The sequence below is a fragment of the Arenibacter lacus genome (assembly GCF_008711145.1).
Classification (GTDB): Bacteria; Bacteroidota; Bacteroidia; order Flavobacteriales; family Flavobacteriaceae; genus Arenibacter; species Arenibacter amylolyticus.
Window position 1 is genome coordinate 70,659 of the sequence record NZ_VVIN01000008.1, and the last position, 24,328, is coordinate 94,986.

Annotated in this window: 22 protein-coding genes; 11 read left to right on the plus strand and 11 right to left on the minus strand. The window is 42.7% G+C overall.

Features of this window, described 5'->3' with window-relative positions; genetic code table 11:
* The first annotated feature begins 75 nt into the window (after positions 1-75).
* The 7 genes from proC to argH all read left to right on the plus strand — a co-directional run bounded on the left by proC (position 76) and on the right by argH (position 7,188).
* Positions 76-870 (plus strand): pyrroline-5-carboxylate reductase, encoded by a 795-nt coding sequence (proC, locus tag F1E73_RS04770; RefSeq protein ID WP_150451246.1) that lies wholly within the window; start codon positions 76-78, stop codon positions 868-870.
* A gap of 58 nt (positions 871-928) precedes the next feature.
* Positions 929-2,053, plus strand: a complete 1,125-nt coding sequence (locus F1E73_RS04775) for an aspartate aminotransferase family protein (protein ID WP_150451247.1) — start codon at positions 929-931, stop codon at positions 2,051-2,053.
* Between the two features lie 83 nt (positions 2,054-2,136).
* Positions 2,137-2,898, plus strand: a complete 762-nt coding sequence (gene proB, locus F1E73_RS04780; RefSeq protein WP_086476023.1) for a glutamate 5-kinase — start codon at positions 2,137-2,139, stop codon at positions 2,896-2,898.
* Positions 2,899-2,902: 4 nt separating this feature from the next.
* Complete coding sequence (locus F1E73_RS04785; protein WP_150451248.1) at positions 2,903-3,847, plus strand: Rossmann-fold NAD(P)-binding domain-containing protein; 945 nt, start codon at positions 2,903-2,905, stop codon at positions 3,845-3,847.
* 87 nt (positions 3,848-3,934) lie between these two features.
* The gene (gene argB / locus F1E73_RS04790) at positions 3,935-4,714 is read left to right on the plus strand and encodes an acetylglutamate kinase (protein WP_150451249.1); all 780 of its coding nucleotides are present in this window, start codon (positions 3,935-3,937) and stop codon (positions 4,712-4,714) included.
* 6 nt (positions 4,715-4,720) lie between these two features.
* Positions 4,721-5,794, plus strand: coding sequence for a M20 family metallo-hydrolase (locus F1E73_RS04795; protein WP_150451250.1), 1,074 nt, complete (start codon positions 4,721-4,723; stop codon positions 5,792-5,794).
* A 113-nt stretch (positions 5,795-5,907) separates the two neighbouring features.
* Entirely contained in the window at positions 5,908-7,188 is a 1,281-nt protein-coding gene (argH, locus tag F1E73_RS04800) for an argininosuccinate lyase (RefSeq protein WP_150451251.1), read from the plus strand.
* Between the two features lie 102 nt (positions 7,189-7,290).
* On the opposite strand, the gene F1E73_RS04805 is transcribed toward argH, so the two are convergent.
* From F1E73_RS04805 to F1E73_RS04830, 6 genes are all read right to left on the minus strand, one after another.
* On the minus strand, positions 7,291-7,977 hold the full coding sequence (locus F1E73_RS04805) for an SMUG2 DNA glycosylase family protein (protein ID WP_150451252.1): 687 nt from the start codon (positions 7,975-7,977) through the stop codon (positions 7,291-7,293).
* A 133-nt stretch (positions 7,978-8,110) separates the two neighbouring features.
* Positions 8,111-8,677 (minus strand): hypothetical protein, encoded by a 567-nt coding sequence (locus F1E73_RS04810; protein ID WP_086475914.1) that lies wholly within the window; start codon positions 8,675-8,677, stop codon positions 8,111-8,113.
* Positions 8,678-8,803: 126 nt separating this feature from the next.
* Positions 8,804-9,646, minus strand: coding sequence for a pseudouridine synthase (locus F1E73_RS04815; RefSeq protein ID WP_086475913.1), 843 nt, complete (start codon positions 9,644-9,646; stop codon positions 8,804-8,806).
* Between the two features lie 71 nt (positions 9,647-9,717).
* A complete protein-coding gene (locus tag F1E73_RS04820; protein WP_150451253.1) occupies positions 9,718-10,626 on the minus strand; it encodes a geranylgeranylglycerol-phosphate geranylgeranyltransferase in 909 nt (302 codons plus the stop codon).
* An 11-nt stretch (positions 10,627-10,637) separates the two neighbouring features.
* On the minus strand, positions 10,638-11,576 hold the full coding sequence (locus F1E73_RS04825) for a mevalonate kinase family protein (protein WP_150451254.1): 939 nt from the start codon (positions 11,574-11,576) through the stop codon (positions 10,638-10,640).
* Between the two features lie 126 nt (positions 11,577-11,702).
* On the minus strand, positions 11,703-12,785 hold the full coding sequence (locus F1E73_RS04830) for a diphosphomevalonate/mevalonate 3,5-bisphosphate decarboxylase family protein (RefSeq protein ID WP_150451255.1): 1,083 nt from the start codon (positions 12,783-12,785) through the stop codon (positions 11,703-11,705).
* Positions 12,786-12,880: 95 nt separating this feature from the next.
* Here F1E73_RS04830 and F1E73_RS04835 point away from each other — a divergent pair, with 95 nt between their 5' ends.
* From F1E73_RS04835 to F1E73_RS04845, 3 genes are all read left to right on the plus strand, one after another.
* Positions 12,881-13,354: a TspO/MBR family protein gene (locus F1E73_RS04835; protein WP_086475909.1), complete on the plus strand. Its 474-nt coding sequence runs from the start codon at positions 12,881-12,883 to the stop codon at positions 13,352-13,354.
* Between the two features lie 580 nt (positions 13,355-13,934).
* On the plus strand, positions 13,935-15,434 hold the full coding sequence (glpK, locus tag F1E73_RS04840) for a glycerol kinase GlpK (RefSeq protein ID WP_086475908.1): 1,500 nt from the start codon (positions 13,935-13,937) through the stop codon (positions 15,432-15,434).
* Between the two features lie 19 nt (positions 15,435-15,453).
* The gene (locus F1E73_RS04845) at positions 15,454-16,182 is read left to right on the plus strand and encodes an MIP/aquaporin family protein (protein ID WP_150451256.1); all 729 of its coding nucleotides are present in this window, start codon (positions 15,454-15,456) and stop codon (positions 16,180-16,182) included.
* Here F1E73_RS04845 and F1E73_RS04850 read toward each other — a convergent pair.
* From F1E73_RS04850 to F1E73_RS04870, 5 genes are all read right to left on the minus strand, one after another.
* Entirely contained in the window at positions 16,179-17,474 is a 1,296-nt protein-coding gene (locus F1E73_RS04850; RefSeq protein ID WP_150451257.1) for a BaiN/RdsA family NAD(P)/FAD-dependent oxidoreductase, read from the minus strand. The genes F1E73_RS04845 and F1E73_RS04850 overlap by 4 nt on opposite strands.
* Positions 17,474-18,163 (minus strand): glycerophosphodiester phosphodiesterase, encoded by a 690-nt coding sequence (locus tag F1E73_RS04855; RefSeq protein ID WP_223883356.1) that lies wholly within the window; start codon positions 18,161-18,163, stop codon positions 17,474-17,476. The genes F1E73_RS04850 and F1E73_RS04855 overlap by 1 nt, the downstream gene beginning before the upstream one ends.
* A gap of 82 nt (positions 18,164-18,245) precedes the next feature.
* On the minus strand, positions 18,246-20,066 hold the full coding sequence (locus tag F1E73_RS04860) for an alpha-amylase family protein (RefSeq protein WP_150451259.1): 1,821 nt from the start codon (positions 20,064-20,066) through the stop codon (positions 18,246-18,248).
* A 113-nt stretch (positions 20,067-20,179) separates the two neighbouring features.
* Entirely contained in the window at positions 20,180-20,842 is a 663-nt protein-coding gene (pgmB, locus tag F1E73_RS04865; RefSeq protein WP_150451260.1) for a beta-phosphoglucomutase, read from the minus strand.
* 6 nt (positions 20,843-20,848) lie between these two features.
* The gene (locus tag F1E73_RS04870; protein WP_150451261.1) at positions 20,849-21,877 is read right to left on the minus strand and encodes a LacI family DNA-binding transcriptional regulator; all 1,029 of its coding nucleotides are present in this window, start codon (positions 21,875-21,877) and stop codon (positions 20,849-20,851) included.
* A gap of 370 nt (positions 21,878-22,247) precedes the next feature.
* Between F1E73_RS04870 and F1E73_RS04875 the strand changes: the two genes are divergently transcribed.
* Positions 22,248-24,328, plus strand: a 2,081-nt coding sequence (locus F1E73_RS04875) for a SusC/RagA family TonB-linked outer membrane protein (RefSeq protein WP_150451262.1), incomplete at its 3' end; no start/stop codon positions are given.

Genomic DNA, 24,328 nt, shown 5'->3' on the forward strand with positions numbered 1-24,328 from the left:
ACCAATAAATCAAACTTTTCACGAAAGGTCGCCATGGAAAGGCGCTCCTATCGGACCAACCTAAAATAAGAGGAAATGAAAATAGCCATAATTGGAGCGGGAAATTTGGGAATATCCATTGCCCACGGTATTTTGAGCACCAATGGAGCCACCTCCATGGTACTCACCAAGAGAAATTTGGCCGATCTTAAGGAATTTGAAAGCTATGACAACGTTCTTATCACTTCCGATAACAAAGAAGCCGTTTCCAAAGCCGACGTTTTGATATTTGCCGTACAACCAGGGCACTTTGCGAAAATCCTATCGGAGGTAAAGGACCTTCTTACGGAAAGGCATGTGGTTATTTCAACCATTACCGGTTTCAGTATTGCCAGAATGGAAGAAATTATTGGGTCTAACCACTATATCATTAGAGCCATGCCAAACACCGCTATTTCCGTTGGGAAGTCTATGACTTGTATCTGTAGCAACGAAAAAGGAAAAGAGCGCATAGACCTCACCAAAACTATTTTCAACAGAATGGGGCATTCCCTCCAGATTCCCGAAGAACAGATGCAAGCTGCCACCGTAATCTGCGCCAGTGGAATCGCTTTCTGGATGCGACTGATACGTGCAACCACCCAAGGCGCCATACAGTTGGGCTTTGATGCCAAAGAAGCACAAGAACTGGCCATGCATACGTGTAACGGGGCGGCAAGCCTATTAATAGAGTCGGAAAGCCATCCAGAGTCCGAGATAGATAAAGTGACCACCCCAAAGGGATGTACCATTTCCGGACTTAACGAAATGGAACACCAAGGCCTTAGTTCCTCCTTAATTAGGGGAATTGTAGCTTCATTTGATAAAATAAATGAAATTAAAAAGGATTAATCCTATAACAAATATGCTGGTGGATATATGCACCAGCAGACAATAAGTAGTAAAAGAAATGGAATTATTTGATGTATACCCCCTTTATGATGTAACCCCGGTTAAAGCAAAGGGAATTGTAGTTACCGATGATAAGGGACAGGACTATTTGGATTTTTATGGAGGTCATGCTGTAATTTCCATAGGACACGCCCACCCCACGTATATCACTCGGTTAAAAGACCAACTAGATAAAATAGGATTTTACAGCAACGCGGTGCAAAACCCGCTGCAAAAAGAGCTGGCCGCCAAATTAGGCAGCCTTTCCAATTGCGAGGATTACAATCTCTTTCTTTGCAATTCTGGTGCAGAGGCCAACGAAAATGCCTTAAAACTAGCCTCCTTCCAAAATGGGAAAACCAGGGTCATTTCTTTTAAACATGGATTTCACGGTCGTACTTCGGCAGCAGTTGCAGTCACCGACAATGAAAAAATAAATGCCCCCATCAACAAACAGCAGAAAGCTACCATTCTTCCCTTTGATGATTTGCAGGCGTTTATCACAGAAATCAGCAAAGGGGATGTCTGTGCCGTAATTATAGAAACCATTCAAGGGGTAGGTGGTTTAGATATGCCATCGCCCAAATTCTATGAAAACATCGCTAAACTCTGTAAGGAGCACCAAGTGCTTCTCATCGCGGACGAGGTACAATGTGGCTACGGTAGAAGTGGTAAATTCTTTGCCTTTCAACACTTCAACATACAACCAGATATCATTACCATAGCCAAGGGAATGGGGAACGGATTTCCTATTGGTGGCGTGCTAATCCACGAAAGTATTAAAGCCTCCTATGGACTTTTAGGTACTACCTTTGGAGGAAACCATTTGGCCTGCGCTGCAGGCTTGGCGGTCTTAGAGGTATTGGAAGAAGAGAAGCTCATTGAAAATTCGGCTCTCCTCTATGAATATTTTAAGCAAAAGGCCGCAACCATCCCACAAGTAAAACAGGTAAAGGGCATGGGACTGATGTTGGGATTAGAATTTGATTTTGAGGTGGCAGAACTGCGAAAGAAACTAATTCACAACCAACGTATGTTTACTGGTGGGGCCAGTGACAAACACGTATTGCGAATACTACCTGCACTCAATATAACCAAGGGAGATTTAGATGTATTTTTTGAAGCCCTGAAAAAAGAATTGTAGGCAGATGGCATAACGCATTGGGCACACCCCATGCCCTGCCCGGCACCATCACCCTTAAAGGGAATCGGTTAAAAAGCAAGCACATGAAACGAAAAAGGATATTATTGAAAATTGGGTCCAACACCCTCACCAAGGAAACCGATCACATTTCACGGGGAAAAATTGAGGATATTGGGCGACAAATTGCCCAACTAAGTGACCAATACGAGTTTATCATCGTGAGTTCTGGTGCCATTGCAGCCGCCAAACAATTTGTAAAACTAGAACACAATGGGCAGGAGATAACCGTTAAACAAGCCTTGGCCTCCATTGGACAACCTCACCTAATGCGCATTTTTCAGGAGAATTTTAGGGAATTGGGGCTTTTCACCTCCCAGTGCCTGCTTTCCTATTCAGATTTTGAAAGGGAAATCTCCAGGGAGAATATCTGCAACACCATCAATATATTGGTAGCCAATAATTTTATCCCGATAATCAATGAAAACGATACCGTGGCAGCGGACGAGATAAAATTTGGGGACAACGATAAGCTGGCAGCGCTCACTGCGGCCCTGATAAAGGCCGACTTATTGATTATTGCCACCAATACGGACGGAATTTACACCAAGGAATCCTTGGACAACAAGGATCCCAAGACCATTAGACAGGTCCATAGTCTGTCTGACCTCAGTAAAGAAGTAAATCACTCCACTTCCTCCCATGGAACCGGAGGGATGCAATCTAAGATAGAAGCTGCCACCATTGCACATAAGGCTAATATAGAAACCTGGATCGTAAATGGCCTCAAGGATCATTTCATTATAGATGCCATAGAAAACAAAACAGCTTTTACCACTATAAAATAAACACATGCAACATTTTTTATCCTTAAAAGACATAGACTCGCTTCCCCAATGGGTAGAAGAAGCGAAATCCCTTAAAGCGGCACCCTTGCAACACCGAGCACTGGGTGCTGGAAAAACCATATGCCTGTTATTTTTCAATAACAGCTTAAGAACCCGCCTCAGTACCCAAAAGGCAGCAATAAACCTTGGATTGGAAGTGATGGTAATGAATTTTGGCAGTGAAGGATGGGCCCTGGAATATGGGGACGGTACGGTAATGGATCAGGGAACTTCCGAACATATTAAGGAAGCTGCACAAGTAGTGGCCCAGTATTGTGATTTGGTAGCCATACGCGCTTTCCCAAGCCTAACGGACAAGGAACAGGACGAAGCCGAAATAGTACTCAATGGCTTTAAGAAATATGCTGGAATCCCGGTTATTAATATGGAAAGCTCTGTTGGCCATCCCTTACAGGCTTTGGCAGACGCCATTACCCTTTCGGAAAACAAACCCGAAAAAAGACCCAAGGTGGTACTATCTTGGGCGCCTCATCCAAAAGCACTCCCCCATGCCGTAGCAAATTCCTTTGTGGAAATGATGCAGTTGCAGGAGGCCGATTTTGTGATCACCCACCCCAAAGGATATGAATTAAACCCTGAAATCACCAAGAATACGAAGATTGAATACGACCAGGACAAGGCATTGGAAGATGCCGATTTCGTATACGTAAAGAACTGGAGCAGTTACCAAGATTATGGAAAGGTGTTAAACCAGGATAAGAACTGGACTATCACCTCCAAGAAGTTGGGTAAAGCAAAATTTATGCACTGCCTGCCGGTACGAAGAAATGTTATAGTCGCAGACGAGGTATTGGATGGTAATCAATCCTTAGTTATAGAACAGGCCAATAACAGGACCTATGCAGCACAAATAGTGCTAAAAAAGCTCTTAAAGGGCTTAGACAGCTAAACTAACGGACCCATACCGGTCTATATGAAGTAGTAACATTCACTAAAACACCCCTATTTCTCCCGTGGGAGAAGTAGGTAAAGGCTTATGAAAAAGAAATTATCCATTATAAAAATTGGAGGGAACGTTATAGAAAACGAAGGGGAGCTACATAAATTCCTCGATGCCTTTTCGGCCATGCAAGGTCCAAAAATATTGGTACATGGAGGCGGAAAACTGGCCACCCAACTTGCAGATAAATTGGGGATAACCTCTAAAATGGTGGGCGGTAGGCGTATAACCGATGCCGAAGGCCTAAAGGTAATTACGATGGTTTATGGCGGACTCGCCAATAAAAATATTGTTGCCAAATTACAAGCCCGTGGCACCAATGCTATAGGATTAAGCGGGGCAGATGGCAATACCATCCGAGCGGTAAAACGCCCCGTTAAAGATATAGACTACGGATTTGCCGGGGATGTGGAAGAAGTAAATACTTTGGCCATCTATCAATTGCTACAAGCCGACTTTACGCCGGTTTTCTGCGCCATCACCCATAATAGGGAAGGGCAGCTCTTAAATACCAATGCAGACACCATTGCCTCGGAAGTTGCTATTGGAATGAGCGATGCGTATGACACCACCCTCTATTACTGCTTTGAGAAAAAAGGAGTTTTAATGGATATCTCGGACGAGGATTCCGTGGTAAAACACCTGGAACCTGGCAACTATCAAGAATTATTGGAAAAGAATATTATAGCGGATGGCATGCTTCCTAAATTGGAAAATTGTTTTCATGCGCTTCACAAAAGTGTAGGCAAGGTGTGCATTGGGGATATAAGCATGTTAGCCCCAGATGCCAGCTTGTATACCACAATTACCTTATAAATAACTATGGATCAAAAACAACGAACGGAAAAAGCCATTGATTTACTGCATCAGTTGATCGGCATTCAGTCTTTTTCCTCCGAAGAAGATAAGACAGCTGCGGCCATTGAAAATTGGTTAAGCGATTTTAACATCCCTTTTAAAAGGGAGAAAAACAACGTTTATGCCTTTAACAAACACTACGATGCCAACAAGCCCAACCTCCTGTTAAATTCGCACCACGACACGGTTAAACCCAATTCTGCCTATACCAGAGACCCTTTTAATCCGCATGTGGAAGATGGCAAGCTATACGGACTTGGAAGCAACGATGCCGGGGGCTGCCTAGTATCTCTATTGGCAACTTTCACCCACTTTTACGACAAGGAAAACCTAAGCCACAACGTAATAATAGTTGCCTCGGCAGAGGAAGAAAGCTCCGGACCTAATGGACTTAACAGTATGCTACCCCTTCTTCCAAAAATTGACGTAGCTATTGTAGGGGAACCTACACTGATGCAATTGGCCATCGCCGAAAAAGGATTGGTAGTTTTTGATGGTAAGGTAAACGGCACCCCTTCACATGCCGCACATCCTAATAACAACAATGCCATCTACAATACCATAGAGGTGCTTCAGTGGTTTAAAGATTATAAATTTCCCAAGGTATCCGAAGTATTAGGGGAGGTAAAACTAACGGTAACCCAAATAAAAGCTGGCAATCAGCATAACGTAGTACCAGGGCATGTAGACCTGGTGATAGACGTTCGGGTAAACGACCGCTATAGCAATCAGGAAATTGCGGATATTTTAGCGGCCGAAGCCCCTTGTGAGATGACCCCAAGATCCTTACGCTTAAATTCTTCCTCCATCGCTAAAGACCATCCTTTGGTACAGTCTGGATTGGCATTGGGCAGAAAGACTTATGGTTCCCCTACCCTTTCGGATCAGGCTTGTTTATATTGCCAATCCCTAAAATTGGGACCAGGGGACAGTACCCGCTCCCACTCTGCGGACGAATTTATTTATCTTAGCGAAATAGAAGAGGGAATAGACCTATATATCAAGATTCTGAAGGGGTTTCTAATAGATAACAACTAACGCTCTACGGATACTAATAGGATTGTTGGGATTCACCCAAGTGGTGAGCAAAAAGAGAATATAGCAAGCAACACTAAACAGTTTCCCACCTAGGGGAAGTAAATACATAGAAAATGAAACTTTGGGACAAAGGCTTTAGCACGGACAAGAAAATTGATCACTTTACAGTAGGGAACGATAGGGAGTTAGACCTACTACTCGCAAAATACGACGTAATCGCCTCTAAGGCGCATGCCAAAATGCTGGGGAAAATTGGCCTCCTTACCCAAAAGGAAACGGATGACCTGGTACGGGAACTAGACAATATTGCAAAAACCATCGCAAAGGGAAAGTTTGTCATTGAAGACAATTTTGAGGACATGCATTCCAAAATAGAGTATGTGCTTACCAAGAAGCTGGGCAATACGGGTAAAAAAATCCATACCGCAAGATCTAGGAACGACCAAGTGCTGGTAGCCATGCATCTCTACCTTAAAACCGAACTAGCGGAAATAAAGAGCGAAGTAAAAGTCCTCTTTGACCTCCTATTAAATTTGGCCGACAAATACAAAACCGTGCTACTCCCAGGTTATACGCACTTACAAATTGCGATGCCCTCTTCTTTTGGACTATGGTTTTCTGCCTATGCGGAAAGTTTGATTGATGACCTATATTTTGTGGATGCAGCGTATAAAGTAGCAGACCAAAATCCGCTGGGAAGTGCCGCCGGTTACGGCAGTTCTTTCCCCATAGACCGCGATTTCACCACCGCAGAAATGGGTTTCGAAAGCATGAAATACAATGTAGTCTCTGCACAAATGGGACGGGGTAAGGTAGAGAAAGCGGCAGCTTTTGGAATGAGCAACGTGGCCGCCACCTTGTCTAAAATGGCAATGGATATCTGCCTCTATATGAGCCAAAACTTTAACTTTATTTCCTTTCCGGACGAACTTACTACAGGCAGTAGCATTATGCCGCATAAAAAGAATCCGGATGTTTTTGAACTGGTTCGGGGGAAGTGCAACAAACTACAGGCGGTGCCCAACCAATTAATTCTTATCACCAATAACCTACCTAGTGGTTACCACAGGGACCTTCAGCTAGTAAAAGAGGTCATTGTCCCCGCCATCCAAGACCTTAAAGCCTGTTTGGAAATCCTCACTTTTAGCTTGCGCGAGATACGGGTAAACCACTCCATTTTAGAAGACCCTAAATACGATTATCTATTTAGTGTAGACACATTAAACGAATTGGTGTTGAGCGGAGTTCCGTTTAGGGACGCCTATAAAAAAATGGGGAAGGAAATCAATGAAGGAACTTTCTCCCCCAAGAAAGATATAAAACACACCCATAAGGGAAGTTTGGGGAATTTATGCTTGGCAGACATCCGTAGAAAAATGGATCGGATATCCTAACCATATCCCTTTGTACTAAAGCAAAGACCAACATACACTTAAAATGCCCCTCTGGCCAGAGGGGCATTTTATTTTAAAGCTTATTTCCAATAAGTGAAAGGTCTATTGCAATGCCAATAGATACTCGGTAAGGTATCTTTCTTTCTCCTTGGATTTGTATTGCACAATATACCGGGGATGATCTAAGACCGTAACCGTATCAAATATCTTTTCCTGGGTATTGATAGCCTTCAAGTACTTTGCATTTTTTTTTCCCAGTACAATACAATTGGAAGTATCCACTCCCATGGCAAGCAGCTTTTTAAGATTCTCTACAATAAATGGCTTGGTTTGCTCAAACAACGCTGGGTAATCGTAATAGTTACAATTTACCCAATTGCCCTTGGCGTTTTGTTGGATAAACCCAAGGGGAAACATGGAGTTGATAAAAAACTCCCCGTAGAAGCGTTCTACGCCCCCATAGGCTTCAATTACCTCGTATACGAAGACCGAAGAAGGTTCATGACTGTTTACCGAGGCTATATCAATATCGCACACCTCTTTGAGCCTTTTAGAATCTGTAAAAGGAATTCCTGTGATCCCAGCACCCAATCTTCCAGGGTTTATACCAACAATCAGCTTCCTTTTATGGGTATCATTATAGAATTTACCGTAAAAAGCCTCTGTGATTTCTAGGATTTCGGGGTTATCCTGAAAAGGGTTCATCACTTGTATTCCCTTATACAAATCTTGGGAAAAGTTGAGTTCTTTATTAAACCTTATAATCTTGGTCGCAAATGTTTCCTTCATCCTTGCTAAACTATTTATTAGATGGCAGTTAGTATACCAACAAGATTATGAAAATAATCAGGCCTAAGCAAAGTCCCCTACAACCAATCGCTCCATGCTATGATTGCTTCGGAATTTTGAGAAACCCTATAGCTTATTCCTCGCTTCCCCAAGGGGCCCCGGGAGTTGCAATTTCCTTCGTTAGGTCAAACTTCACGGAAAAAAACCGATCCGTCCCTATTCTCCTCAAATTGTATGTAAAGGAAGTATCGTCCACCGTAATCCACCACACATTATTGGAAGCATAGGCAATTAAGTTAGAGGTAAACTGATCTGCAGGAAAAAATTGAATGTCTGCCAATCCAGTATTCGTACTACGTCCGCCGTACATCGTCACCTCATCATCGGTCCCGTCTGGAAGCCTATGGTCGTGTTTTAACTGAATTAGATTATTCTCATCCATGGTAAGTACCCAGGTCCTAGATTTGTCCTCGCCTACAAAAAAAGGTATCCTAAGTTCGTTTTTGCCACAGGCACGTACGTGCATCACCAATTTCTCTCCTGTAAAACCATCCCCGGCTTTACCACCGGCAATAATTTCGCCTTCATAGGCTTTGCCACAATGGGTAGTTAAGGTATTCCAAAAGGCTACGGATCCAGGCACCTCCTGCGCCATCATCTGGAGCGGTACTGCCAACAAAATAATAAGGAATTTTTTCATGCACGCAAGATATGTATTTATTTCTTGTGGGCAATTTCTCCTTACATTCCAGATAAAATAAGGCTGTATAAAATAAAAATGCCCTTGAGATAGTCTCAAGGGCATTTTTACGAACTCAATAAACTTTTAATTGATCATACCTAGATTGATTACTTCCTGCTTGGTAAGGTATCTCCAATGTCCACGAGGCAAATCTTTTTTGGTAAGACCGGCATAAACCACACGATCTAATTTAACCACCTCGTATTCCAATTCCTCAAAAATACGTTGTACAATTTTACTACGCGTACTTCTAAGCTCTATACCAATTTCTTTTTTGGGGGAATTATCTATATAACTGATATCATCTACACGCACTATTTTCTGGTCTACCATAACCCCCTCCTTGATTTTCTGGAGGTCTTCTCCCCTAAGGTTTCTATTGAGCTCCACATGGTATATTTTCCGAAGCCCGTTTTTGGGTTTGGTAAGCCTTTTTTGCATCTCCCCGTCATTGGTAAACAACAATAGCCCCGTAGTGGTTTTATCCATTTTCCCTATGGGGGTCAGTTTAGCTTTGGAGGCTTGCGTAATTAATGAAGAAACGGTTCTCCTCCCGTACTCATCCTTGGAAGAGGTTACAAAATCCTTCGGTTTGTTTAACAGCACATATTCTCTTTTTTCCGGATTCAATAAGCGTCCATCAAACTTCACCTCATCGGTGAGCTTTACCTTATATCCCATTTCTGTAATGGGTTTCCCATTTACCGTAACACTCCCGGCAGCAATATAGATGTCTGCATCCCTACGAGAGCACACACCACTATTGGCCACATATCGATTCAACCTCATCACATTGGGATCGGAGGGCGGTTTTGGATCATTCTTTTTCTTTATAGGAGAATTACCCCTGGCGTAACTTTTCTTCCGATAGTTACCACCCTGTCTTCCTGATGCCTTCTTATCGTCCCTTGAACTTGACCTACTCATACTTAATTAATTTGATACAAAGGTAATACAAGGAAACTGTATCACCGTGAGAATGCTTCCCTAATTCGCGCTTAGTGTATAATTCTATTTAAAACAAGATCTATATCGATCAACAAGATACTAAAAACCCCGGTTATAATAATCAACTTTAAAATAGCATGCAGCCAAACAAAATGCTTTTTGGTGGTGGCTTTGCTCAACAATACCAAAAATCCAATCTGAAAAAAGATACAAGCAATAAAGTAGAGGTACATATAGCCTACATCAAAGTACCTAATCAATAAAACGGAAGGCACTAGAGTAAGCACCATAAGGATAGTAATGCAGGCTTTGGAAAAAACCACCCCGTGCAAAATTGGAATGGTCTTGTAGTTCTGGGCCAAATCCCCGGCAATGTTTTCCAGATCCTTTACGATTTCCCTGGCCAAGATCAATAAAAACAAAAAGAGTGCATGCACAAAAATTACGGTATCGAAGTTTTTGTAGTACACGAAAACCGCAAAAAATGGCACAATAGCCAAGGTAGCAAATACAAAATTCCCTAAAAATGCTACCTTTTTTAGTTTGTGGGAGTAAAACCAGATTCCGAAAATATAGGCCGAAAAAAACAACACCGCCCTAAAGGACACATAACTAGCAAAAAAAACAGAGAGAAAATTAAGCACAAAATAAGTGGTGAGTTTGGTACGCTGACTCACCAGGCGGTCTAACATACTTTTCCTTGGCTTATTAATAAGGTCCTTCTCCGCATCGTAGAAGTTATTAATGATATATCCTCCTGCAATCACCAAGGCAGACACCACTACTAAAACAAAGAGATTTATATCTAGGACCACCTCCTTAAGGGGTAGGTCTGGAGCAAGAATATAAATGGAGGCCAAGTACTGGGCCAACACTATCATTAGGATGTTATAACCACGAATAACGGAAAACAAGCTCAAAAACTTTAACAGTAAGAGCTTATTTTTTCTACTAAGCATAGCTGGGCATCTTAGAAGTTATAAACTACTTCTAATTTATAGTCTTTTAGTGCCTTCCTAGCCTTTTGGATATCTTCCGTGAATCCCAAGATGTAGCCACCGCCACCGGAACCACATAATTTTAGGTAGTACTCATTGCTCTCTATGCCCTGTTTCCACAACTTATGAAACTCTACGGGAATCATGGGCTTAAAATTATCTAGCACTACGTTGGATAGCTGTTTTAGGTTTCCAAAAAGGCTTTTAATATTACCTGTGATAAAGTCTTCCACACAGGCGTCCGTATGTTTTATAAACTGATTTTTAAGCATGGTCCTAAACCCTTCCTGCTTCATTTGCTCCATAAACAGGTTCACCATGGGCGCAGTTTCACCAATACTACCGCTATCCAATAAGAATACGGCTCCTTTACCATCTAGGTTTTGGGATGGGATACTGGTAGACTCAATATTATCCTTGGAGTTTATTAGGATGGGAAGGCTTAAGTAACTGTTTAGAGGATCTAAGCCCGAGGAATTTCCATGATAAAAGGATTCCATCTTCCCGAAAATAGCTTTTAGCTTCAGAAGTTTTTCACGTGTAAGATTTTCCAAGACCGTAATCTTATCGATCCCGTATTTATCGTAGATGGCAGCAACCAATGCCCCACTACTTCCTACTCCGTATCCTTGTGGAATGGAGCTGTCAAAATACATCCCCTCCTCCAAGTCGCGCTTTAGGGCCTCCAGGTCAAAACGCACCAAATCTGCATTCTCCTCCTGCATCTTTTCCAAATACTGGGCAAATGCTACCAGGCTGGCGTTCGATTTCTTTGCTTGTTCGGTATCTTTATTGGTAGCCTTTAATGCTCCCTTATAGAAATTATACGGTATGGAGAGTCCCTTGGAATCTTTTATGATTCCATATTCCCCAAAAAGCAGGATCTTAGAGTAAAATAGTGGTCCTTTCATTCTATTAAGTTACTAATAATTTTACAATTAAATAGGGTGTGGGGCCAGCTACCAAAGGGTCTCTTACCCCTGCATGGGATACAATAGCCTACCACCCACTTCCTTAACTTTAACTATATCAATCTTTTAAAGCTCAACGGCGCCTTTCCCGATTTGGTCGCAAAGATACTGCCCGTTTTCACAATATACAATTAACTCATCCTTAATAAACTGCAAAATAACTTCTTTTTCGGAGGCCGGATACAACACATGCACATTAGCCCCTGCATCTAAGGTAAAGCAGACATGCAGTTTGGTTGCAGCCCTAAATTCCCATATTTTATTGATAATATGAAGGGTATTCGGCTTCATCAACATAAAATACGGTAAACTGCTCATCATCATTGCATGGAGGGTCAGGGCCTCGCTCTCTACAATTTCTATAAATTTGGGAAGGTCTCCTTCTGCAAACACCCGTCTCAATTCCGATAAATTGTCATGCGCCTGCTTAAATCGCTGCTCGGCAAAGGGATGGCCGTGCATTAAATTATGCCCCACGGTACTACTTACCTGCTTCTGTCCCTTATCCACTAAGAGAATGGTATCCTGATACCCTTCAAAAACCTCATGAATTTTATGGGGATAGGTGATGGCATATAGATCGGAACTGCCTTCCGTATCCTGGTGCTGCCCCCATTGCATCAATGGCCCCGTTATACTCCTTGCTGCACTACCAGAGCCCAATCTGGCTAAAAAGGATGCCTTGGTTTTAAAGTAATTCTCGTCCATCCCAGGTTGCAATTCCTTCTCTAGGTGCATAAGGCATAACGCCAAGGCAGACATCCCGCTGGCAGAAGAGGCTATTCCGCTACTATGTGGAAAAGAATTAGAGGTTTCTATTTCAAAATGATACGATTTTAAAAAGGGCATATAGGGTGCTATCCTAGAAAAGAAGGTGTGGATTTTAGGCTTAAAATCGGGTTTGGGCTTGCCCTCAAAAAGCAGCTCAAAAGAGAAGTCTTTTCCTGGGGCGGATAACTTGGTATAGCTAAGCGTGGTAGTGGTAGCACTGGTATCTAGGGTAAAACTTACCGACGGATTGGCCGGCACCTGATGCTCCTTTTTACCCCAATATTTCACCAAGGCAATATTGCTTGGAGAACGGTAGGTAACTTTTCCATCCAAAAAGGGGCCCGAGTACTCGCCCGCAACAAAATCTTTTTCCCTCATAATCCAAAAAATTTGTACAAAGATAGGTTTTAAGGTGTGTTGCCCTAGTTGCTGTTAAAATAAATTATTAATTTAGACCGAATAACAACCAGCGTTTGAAAAACCGATACAAGTATATAGGAATTTCCGTGGCCATTTGTCTTTTGGTCGGGTTTCTATCTAGCTTTGCTACCCAAAGCTCGGTAAACGAGTGGTATGTTGAACTGAACAAACCCTGGTTTAATCCTCCTAACTGGATATTTGCCCCTGTCTGGACCTTGATGTACATTTTAATGGGCATAGCCGCAGGCATCGTATGGGCTAAAGGCTTTTATCATATTTGGGTAAAAACCGCCCTCTATCATTTTGGCATTCAACTCTTATTCAATGCCCTGTGGAGCATTATTTTCTTCGGATTCAATAACACTTTTGGCGCCCTGCTCGTGATCATCACCCTCTTGGTGCTGCTAATTTTCACCATAAAATGGTTTAAAGTGGTGAATAAAACGGCCGCCTATCTTTTAATCCCGTATTTACTATGGGTTTGCTTTGCTACGGTTCTCAACTACAAGATTTGGGAGTTGAATTGATCAGTGATCGGCAACAAGTGCGCAGTAAGCTTCCTTTTTGCGCAAGAGCAGCCTTCACCAAATACAGCTTCAATTGCTATTAGTTATAATCCCCCAAAAGATTAGTGCTGAGCTATTTTTTTGTGGGCGTTCCCCTAACGGGTCGCTCTTTCCGCTATATCTTTTTTGTCCTTGTCCCATAGCGGCAATACCTACCCGGTTTGGGAAGCCTTGCCCAACTCCCCAAATACAAAAAAGGATGCCGCTGCAATAGCTAACGCGGGGTCAGTGCATGGGCATCGGTAGCCAAGGAACCATTTGGTGAGTAGTAAACCCGAACACCTATAAGGTTTCAAACTCCTTATATGAAAGTCTTTTAATACTAAGAGCAGGTAGCGAAAAACTCCACATCCCGATTATTACTGCCTTAACCATAAGGTGCGGAATATACCTTCGCATAAAATAAGGATCCTAACCAACCATTGGGATTCCTTTAAAACAGCAGGTGTAACAGCCCTATTTCCAATATTGTCCTTACTTATTAAGAACCATTTACTTAATTTATTATCTTAAGCCCTTTATTCAATTAGAAATCCCCCATATGGCAAAATATATTTTAGCTTTAGATCAGGGCACCACCAGTTCCCGGGCTATTGTTTTCGACAAAAAGGGCAACATTGTTTCGGTTGCACAAAAGGAGTTTACCCAATATTTCCCCAAGCCCGGATGGGTAGAACACGATCCCATTGAAATTTGGTCGTCCCAAGCAGGCATGGCCGCCGAAGCCACCTCCAAAAAATCGATATATGGCTCCGATATTGCCGCTATAGGCATCACCAACCAACGGGAGACCGTAGTGGTATGGGACAAAAATACCGGACTCCCCGTTTACAATGCCATTGTATGGCAAGATAAACGTACCTCCAACTATTGCGACGAATTAAAAAAGCAGGGGAAATCTAAAATGATCCGAGAAAAAACGGGGCTAGTGATAGACTCCTATTTCTCTGCCACAAAGGTAAAATGGATTTTGGACCATGTGGAAGGGGCTAGGGAAAAAGCGGAGGCAGGCGATCTTATAATGGGGACCATAGACACCTGGTTGATATGGAATATGACCAAAGGGGAACTCCATATTACCGATGTTACCAATGCTTCTAGGACCCTACTTTTTAATATCAACAGTCTAGAATGGGACCAAGAGCTCTTAGAGCTATTTACCATTCCAGCATCCATGCTTCCCCAAGTAAAACAGTCGAGCGAATTATATGGCCATACCAACCCCAATTTCTTTGCTTCCAAAATTCCAATTGCCGGTATTGCTGGTGATCAGCAAGCGGCCTTATTTGGACAGATGTGTACCAAACCCGGAATGGCCAAAAACACCTATGGTACCGGTTGTTTTATGCTGATGAATATTGGAGACAAACCCATTGTTTCCGAGCACAATCTCCTTACCACCATTGCGTGGCAAATTAACGGCAAAACCCACTATGCCTTGGAAGGCAGTATTTTTATTGCTGGTGCCGTGGTGCAATGGCTAAGGGACGGTTTAAAAATCATTAAAAAATCCTCGGAAATCGAGGCATTGGCCAATTCCGTAGATAATTCGGATGGCGTTTATTTTGTTCCAGCCTTTTCAGGATTGGGCGCTCCCTATTGGGACCAACATGCCAAGGGGACTATTTTTGGACTTACCCGTGGTACTACCGATGCGCATATTGCTCGGGCAGCCTTAGAAGCCATCGCTTTTCAGACCATGGATGTTCTTAAGGCCATGGAGGCCGACTCTAACATAGAGATCAAGGAATTGCGGGTAGATGGTGGGGCTACCGTCAATAATTTACTGATGCAAATACAGTCCGATGTCCTAAATACTAACACCGTACGCCCCAAAGTAGTAGAGACCACCGTAATGGGAGCTGCATATCTTGCTGGATTAGCCGTGGGATTTTGGGATAGTTTAGAAGAAATTCAAGATATTTGGCAGACCGATGCAAATTTTGAGCCCAGTACCGAGCGCCAAGAGATAGAAGAAACTATTAAAGGCTGGCATAGGGCGGTAGAAGCTTTGCAAGTATGGTCCGATCAAAAAAACTAAATAGAAAAACCAAGCTAGTATGACTCCATTTATTGCCGAAATAATCGGCACCTTTTTTCTTATACTTCTCGGTGGCGGGGTAGTTGCCAATGTAGTTCTTAACCAAACCAAATCTAATGACCACGGGTGGATGGTAATTACCACTGCCTGGGGACTTGCCGTTTTTGTAGGGGTGGTAGTCGCCGCTCCCTATAGTGGCGCCCACCTAAATCCGGCCGTAAGCATAGGGTTGGCAGTCGCAGGAAAATTTGATTGGGCCCTAGTGCCATCGTATACCTTGGCGCAGTTTATAGGCGCCATGTTGGGATCGTTTATTGTGTGGATAATGTACAAAGACCATTTTGAGGTAACGGAGAATAAGGAACTAAAACGGGCAGTTTTCTGCACTGCTCCTGCCATTAGAAACCCTTTATCTAATTTCCTTAGCGAGGTAGTAGGCACCTTTGCCCTAGTATTTGTAGTACTCTATTTTACGGACGCTTCCATTACCGAAACAGGGACCGCTATAGGTTTAGGCTCCTTGGGTGCACTCCCTGTAGCTTTTCTGGTGTGGTCTATTGGACTCTCCCTGGGTGGCACCACGGGATATGCGATTAATCCGGCCAGGGATTTAGGACCGCGAATTGTACACGCCCTTATCCCCATGAAAGACAAGGGAGGAAATGATTGGGGGTATTCTTGGATTCCGGTGATAGGCCCCATCGTAGGGGCTAGCCTTGCAGGCTTATTGATGTTGGCGCTACATTAGGCGTTGATACTCTCTGCAATTCCCTGGGCAGCTATATAAGCACCCGTCCACGCATTTTGAAAGTTAAATCCGCCAGTAATGGCATCCACATTAATAATTTCCCCAGCGAAATACAGATTGGGTATTCGTTTGCTTTCATAGGTCTTGAAATTAATCTCTTTCAGGTCAATTCCGCCTGCAGTAACAAATTCTTCCTTAAAAGTACTTTTGCCATTTACCTGAAACTGGCAAGCTGTTAATTCCCTTGCTAGGTCTTGTAATTGGGATTTTTTGATGTCGGCCCATTTATCGGCCTCCGTAATCCCCGAGGCTTTTACCAAACTGTTCCACAACCTTTTAGGAAGGGCAAAACATTTGGTACGAAGCACGGTTTTTTTACCTTCCACTTCCTTTATTTGCTGAAGCTGTTTAAGCACCCCTCCTTCGTGATAAGCGGGCAGCCAATTCACACGAATGCTAAACCTATAGTCCAGTTCGCTTAAAAACAACGCGCCCCAGGCAGACAATCTTAGGATTCCAGGACCGCTCATCCCCCAATGCGTAATTAAAAGAGGCCCCTCCGTCTCTAAATCGCTAAGCTGTAACCCATGCTTTTTTAGGGCAGCCTGAAATTTATCTAGATGACTTTTCCTAGGCACTATATTTATTCTTGCGGGAGTACTTACCCCGGCAATTCCGGTGATTCTATCGTCTTTTATATTAAAGGTAAATAAGGAGGGAACGGGTGGTACTATGGAGTGTCCCAATTTTTGTAGTATTCCCCATATCTTGGGATTACTACCCGTACAAACTAAAAGTTTTTTTGCACTATAGTTGCCGCGTATGGTCTGCACCTGCCAGCTTTCGTTAGCATCCTGAGCGGCATCTTTGAGCTTGGCAAACCCAGTTACCGAACTATTCCTATAAACCTTCACCCCCAAGCGTTCGGTTTCACTTACTAAACAATCTATAATAGTTTGAGAAGAATTGCTGGTAGGGAACATACGGCCATCCTCCTCTATTTTTAGGGAAATGCCTCTCTCTTCAAAAAAGGCCACGGTATCCCCGCTACAATAAGTGTGGAAGGGCCCCAATAATTCTTTTTCTCCCCTAGGATAGTATTTCACAAGTTCCCTAGGATCAAACTCGGCATGGGTAACATTGCAACGGCCTCCACCGGAAACCTTTACTTTCCCCAGCACTTCTTTGCCCCTTTCCATAATGGCCACCTTTAGCTTTGGATCTGCTTCCGCTATATGTATGGCCGCGTAAAATCCGGCTGCTCCTCCTCCTAATATAAGTACGTCGTACATTAATTTATGCGTTCGGGATAATTAGTAATAATGCCATCTACGCCCATTTGCTTCATAGATTTTATATCCGCAGGTTCATTAATAGTATAAGGATACACCTTAAATCCTGCCTCTTGCATTTTATCTACATTTTCTAAGCTAAGGGTTTTATAGTATGGGTTAATTGCCAAGGCACCCAATTCCGCAGCAATATCCATTGCTTGCAAAGGATCCTTATCCGTTAAAACAGCAATCCCAATCTGCGGGTTTAGAGTCCGCATGCGCCTTAGTTCCTCCCATTTAAAGCTAGATATTAAAAACTTGTCTAAGGGCCAACCTTTTTCCCGAACATAATAATTGATTATAAAATTCACCCTATCCGCCGTATTGGCGTCTTTTAGCTCTATATTTAAATGAGCCTTTTTATCCATGAGATTAATAACTTCCTGTAGGGTAGGAATCTTGTGCCCGCCTGTAAGGGTTAGCTCTTGAAGTTGCTCATAATTATAGTCTTCTATTTTTCCCGTACCCTCCGTGAGCCTTTCCACCGTTTTATCATGAAAGACCACAATTTCCCCGCTTCTAATTTTAAAGACATCAATTTCTATCATATCCACCTCTAGATCCAAGGCTTTCTGAACGGATGCCAAGGTATTTTCGGTCTCATGGCCCATGGCGCCTCTATGTCCTATAACTAAAGGTGTATTCATATTCTCACAGCTTATGGTTAGTAGCGCGATCAAGAAAATTGTCACTGTAGTTGATAACTTCATATATCCAATTCTATAGGTATTAATAAACTCTAAATATTTGCGATTCCAAGGGTTGTATATCCACTCTAAACTCCCCCAATCCATGTAGCACCCGCAAGGTGCTTTCTTTAGCATTTTGCAATTGTTCCCGTAAGTGGTGTTCACCATCTTGAAGTCCCCATTCCCTAGTGATCTCCTCTGGGATTTTCAACTCGAATCCGAAGCCATCGTTGGCATCAAAATTAATAATAATAATTAGCTTTTCGTCTTGGGACCAGCGCACATACGACAGCACCCTATGGTTATAGTATTCGGTATGATCCCTGTTATAGAAATGGATATCACGGTACTCCCCCATTAATGCGCTACTATTAATAGTAAAGTTTAGAAGCTTTTTATAGAAGTCTCGAAGCTCTCTTTCCACGGAAGATAGCTGTCCGCCGTCAAACTTCCCATGGTTGGTCCAACGCTGAAAATGAGGCACCCCCACATAGTCAAAAATGGAGGTACGCCCCTTAGAACCAAAACCAGGACTTTCTGCGGCCGGCTCCCCCACCTCTTGCCCAAAGTAAATCATGGTAGGCGAGGTGCCAATGGTAGCAGATACCACCATCCCAGGTTTGGCCAATTGCGCCTTGCCCAAAAACTCAGGACTGGCAATTCTAAGCTCATCGTGGTTTTCCAAAAAATGGAGCATATGGTGCTCAATATCCAACACCTCTTTATGAACTACGGGGATGTGGTCTGTCCACCCATAGCCCTGCATAATCGGAATTAATCCGTCGTAGAAACCTACCTTATCGTAGAGGTAATCCATTTTCCCCTTAAAAATATACTCCCTGTACAGGTGAGGTTGGTATACCTCGGCCATCAGAAAGGCCTCGGGGTTTTTCATTTTTATAGTAGCGTTTAAATAACTCCAAAACTCCACCGGAACCATTTCGGCCATATCATACCGAAAACCGTCTACCCCTAAATCTAACCAATACATGGCGATATCCTTAAATTTCACCCAAGAATTAGGGACCTCCCGTTCGCTCCAAAAAGCAACATGCTCCGAAACATCCTTTTGATCGAATCCTTCGGGAAGGGAATCAAAATCCTTGGTCCCATCGGGGCGGATACCATAATTTATTTTTACCGTCTCGTACCAATCATTAAAATCGGGCTGCGCCAACCTAGAACCATTTCCGGTCCATTTCGCCGGATTCTCCACAAATTTATCCGCGCCTAAGTCATAGGGTTCACCTCCCAGAGGCTGGTATCCATTGCGCCATTCTGGAACTTGGAACACCTCATTGGGGATGTAATAAAAATTATTATCCCTATCATATTCCACGCTCTTATTGTCCTCCGCTCCAAAGTCTAGCACTCCTTTGGGGTTGTTTTTGCCCTCATAGTTCCGTGCAACGTGGTTGGGCACCAAATCCAAAATTACCTTTAAGCCAGCAGCGTGACTCCTTTTTACCAAGGCCTTAAACTCTAATATCCTATTGCTTGGATCATCCGCCAAATCTGGATTTACATTATAGTAATCCTTTACCGCATAGGGCGATCCCGCTCTGCCCTTAACAATTTCCGGGTCATCCTTAGAAATACCATAGGCAGTATAATCACCTATTAACGCATGATGAGGCACTCCCGTATACCATATATGGGTTACGCCCAGCTCCTTTATTTCTCCTAAAGCCTTCTCTGTGAAATGGGCAAATTTCCCCACTCCGTTTTCAGCAATAGTCCCCCAGGGTTTATTATGGGGATTGCTATTTCCAAACAGTCTGGTGAACACTTGGTACACTACCACTTTTCGCTTTTCCATTGCTGTATCGGAATTGTTATCACGGTTTTTAGCTTGGTTCATATAGCAAAATTACTTAGAAGCTTCTGATTAAATTTCAGGCTCCAATTAATAAAAACCCCATATACATAAGGTGATATATAAGGTGGGTGTTATAGGGAACTTGGGCCAAGGAGTTAATTACCCTCTTGCATTAACCTATCTAAAAAGGAAATATCCATCTCCTCAAAGTTATTAAAAACGTGGTCGGCAGCAGTTAGGATTTGGGCATCGCCAATCCCAATGCTCACCATATCCGCATTGTTCGCTGCTTCCAATCCTGCAACAGCATCCTCAAAAACCACACAGTTTTGGGCAGGAACCCCTAATTTTTCTGCAGCCATTAAAAACACCTCGGGATCGGGCTTGGCTTTGGTAACCTGATTCCCATCTACTACCACCTCAAAATAACTGGATAGCCCTACTTTTTCCAATATGGGTATCGCATTTTTACTAGCAGATCCCAAAGCAATGGGCATCCCCTTAAATTTAATATAGGACAACACCTCTTCTACCTTGGGCAGTATTTCAGATCTGTCCATTTTTTCTATATAGGCTAGGTAATCCTCGTTTTTTTCTACCATCCATCGGTTAAATTCCTCGGTAGTTGCTGTAATTCCCCCTATATCCAACAAGATCTCCAGGCATCGTTTCCGACTTACCCCTTTAAAGAGTTCGTTTTGTTCCTCGGTGAACTCGAAACCTAATTCATTAGCCAATTTTCTCCAGGCCAAATAATGGTACTTAGCGGTGTCTACAATCACCCCATCCAAATCGAAAATAAATCCGGTTCTATACATCTTAATTTAAACTTTATTGTTTCTGGTAGATCCCCTTTCTATAAGGGTAGGGGCTAACACCTTGGTAACATAGGTTTCTTCCTCTACCTCCACCTCTATTTTTTCTATAAGCATTTGGGCAGCTATTTCTCCCATCTCCTCCCCGTGCTGGGCCACTGCAGTAAGCCCTGGGTTAGCGTATTTGGATAAAATTCCATCCGTAAAACCAATGAAAGAAATATCTTCTGGGATGTTATGCCCTTTGGCCTTTACATAACGCATACTAGCAATAGCGAACACCTCATTTACACATAAGACAGCATCTACTTCCGTATTACTAAAAAAGGAAGCAATTGCGTTTTCATCAATCTCCATAGTAGGCAGCTTTAGAATCAACTCCTCATCAAACTCCAAATCATGATCCAATAAGGCTTGTTTATAACCCGCGGTACGATCTCTACTTACACTAATATATTCATCGGTAGTAATCAAGGCTATTTTCTTCCTGCCATCCTTGATGAATTTTGTTACCGCTTGGTAAGCCCCTTCCTTATCGTTAATAACCACCTTATCACAGGTTATTTCATCGGTCACCCGATCAAACAATACCAATGGGATTCCTTGGTCCGTTACTTCCTTTAAATGGGTGTAGTCTCCCTTCAATTGGGTTCCTGAAGAAAGGGCCATGATAAAACCATCGATACTTCCATTGGCCAGCAGCTCCATGTTAATCACTTCCTTGTCAAAAGACTCATCGGACAGACATACAATTACGTTATACCCTTTCCCGTTGGCATATTTTTCTATCCCCCTAAATACAGTAGTAAAAAAATGATGGACGATATCCGGAATTATCACCCCAATATTCTTGGTTCGTTTGTTCTTTAAACTAATCGCAATATTATTGGGTTTGTAATTGTGTAATTTGGCATAAGCCTGAATCTTCACCTTGGTTTCCGCTCCTATCTCCTCACTGTTTTTCAACGCTTTGGATACGGTAGAAATAGAAACCCCCAATTCTCGCGCAATGTGTTTAAGCGTAATTTTTCTCTTCAAAACCTTGTTTTTTCCTTGTTATGGCTAATATATAAGAGTGAAAGATACTATTAAAAAAGAATTCTAGGTTAATTCATGAATTAAAATAAGTATTCAACCACGGCAAAAATAAAGGCAAAAAAAATATCAATCCGCGCCCATATTGTATGCATTGGCAAATTATGTTATATTTGTTAACATAACTTTAGGATTAACCACCTAAAGAACGAAGTTTATTGGACTGGTAAGCATTAAAAGACTTTTCCAATCAGTTAAATTTAGGAAACAACTTCCTGGCACGAAACCGTTTGCGTAAAATGGATACGGAAGCCCTTTCTTGAATTTAACAAAACTTTAACAATTAATAATAACTAAACTTAATTTACTATTTATGAGAATCAAACAACTTAAGGGTATTGTGCTGGCCGGGGCAATTTTATGTCTGGGGTTTGCTAGGGCACAAGAGGTAACCGGTACGGTTACTGACGACCAAGGTCCTCTACCGGGGGCCAGCGTAATTGTGAAGGGAACCACCAACGGTGCCCAAACCGATTTTGATGGAAACTATACGCTCAGCAATGTAGACAGCGATGCAGTCTTAGTTTTCAGCTACATTGGATATTTAAGTGTGGAGGTTCCTGTAAATGGGCAGTCTACCATCGATGTAGTATTAACTGAAGACGCACAGGCATTGGACGAAGTTGTGGTCACGGGCTACGGGTCCCAATCCAAAAAGGAAATTACTTCCGCGGTCACGGTAGTAAATGCAGAGGATTTTAACCAAGGAACCGTGAACGATGCCTCGCAATTATTACAAGGTAAGGTGGCAGGTTTAAGTATTTACAATAAAGGGGGGAACCCCAATGAAGAAGCGGTCATCAGACTACGTGGAGTTTCTACCGTAGGGGCCAACTCTTCCCCATTGATCGTTATAGACGGAGTGGTGGGATCCTCGCTTAATAACGTTGACCCAAAGGATATTGAAAGCATAAACGTTTTAAAGGATGGTTCTGCAGCTGCTATTTATGGTACCCGCGGATCTAGTGGGGTTATCTTGGTGACCACCAAAAAAGGGACCCCTGGCCAAGTTAACGTAGACTATTCAGGCTCCCTGGCCTTGTCTACCATTGCGAACCACGTAGACGTAATGTCTGCAGACGAATTTGTAAATGCCGGTGGGGTAGACCTGGGAAGCAGAAATAATTGGTTAGACCTAGTGACTATGGACGGTACCTCTAAGGTAAACAACGTCTCCATTTCTGGGGGCGATACCAAGACCAATTATAGGTTCTCTGGAAACTTTAGGGATTCTCAAGGTATCTTGCGGGAATCTGGTTTTAAGCAATTTAATACCAGAGCGAGTGTATCGACCCTTACTTTTAATGACAAGTTAAAGATAGATTTCAACCTATCCTTTACCAATAGGAAAAGTGATTTTAGCTATGAAGAGGCATTGCGGTATGCATTGTTGTACAACCCAACAGCACCAATTTTTGGAAAAGATGCGCCCTTCCCCTTCGATTCGGCTTCCTTTGGTGGGTACTTTGAAACCTTGGGACTCTTTGATAGCTTTAACCCGCTCTCTATCGTAAATCAAAATACCAACAACGGTGCTAGAAACGAATTTACCTATAGCGCCAATTTTAATTACGATATCATGGATAACTGGGAGGTTAATGCACTTATTTCCCAGCAGACTAATAAACTAACCAACCAGGATTACTATAGAACCACTTCCCATTTTAGAGGAAATGCAACCAGTCCTAACAGAAAGGGTTTAGCTAGACTATATACACAAAATCGCGATTTCAAATTATTTGAACTTTATAGTACCTATAAGAAGTTTTTAGGTCCGGTAGACATGTCCCTTACGGGTGGATACTCGTGGCAACAACAGAATCAGTACGATTACTTCTTGGAAATGGGCGATTTCCCGAACAACGATATAGAATATATCAATGCGTTGGAGTGGTCCCAGGATCTGGCAAATGCAGGCTTTATCAATGCTAACAGTAATGCCAGCCCAGACGATAGAATTATCGCCTTTTTCGGAAGATTCAGTGCTACCTATGACGGGGCAATTTTCTTTAATGCATCACTAAGACACGAAGGTTCTACCAAGTTTGGGGAAAACAACCGATGGGCTACCTTTCCCGCTGTTGGATTGGGAGCAGACCTTAACCGTTATTTAAACATTAATAACGTAGACCTATTAAAAGTTAGGGTAGGATACGGTGTAACTGGCGCACTACCAGCCTCTAATGGCTTATCCAGAGCACTTTATGAGCCAGCTGGTGGTAAATTAAGCAGTAACCAAAGAACAGACGCTAACCCTGACCTGAAATGGGAAGAGAAGGCCGAAACCAACTTTGGTATTGAATTTGGGATGGACCGGCTTTCCGCCACCGTAGATATCTATTCTAGGGATGTGAGCGATTTTATCTTGGAAAGAGATGTAGACGTTACCATTTA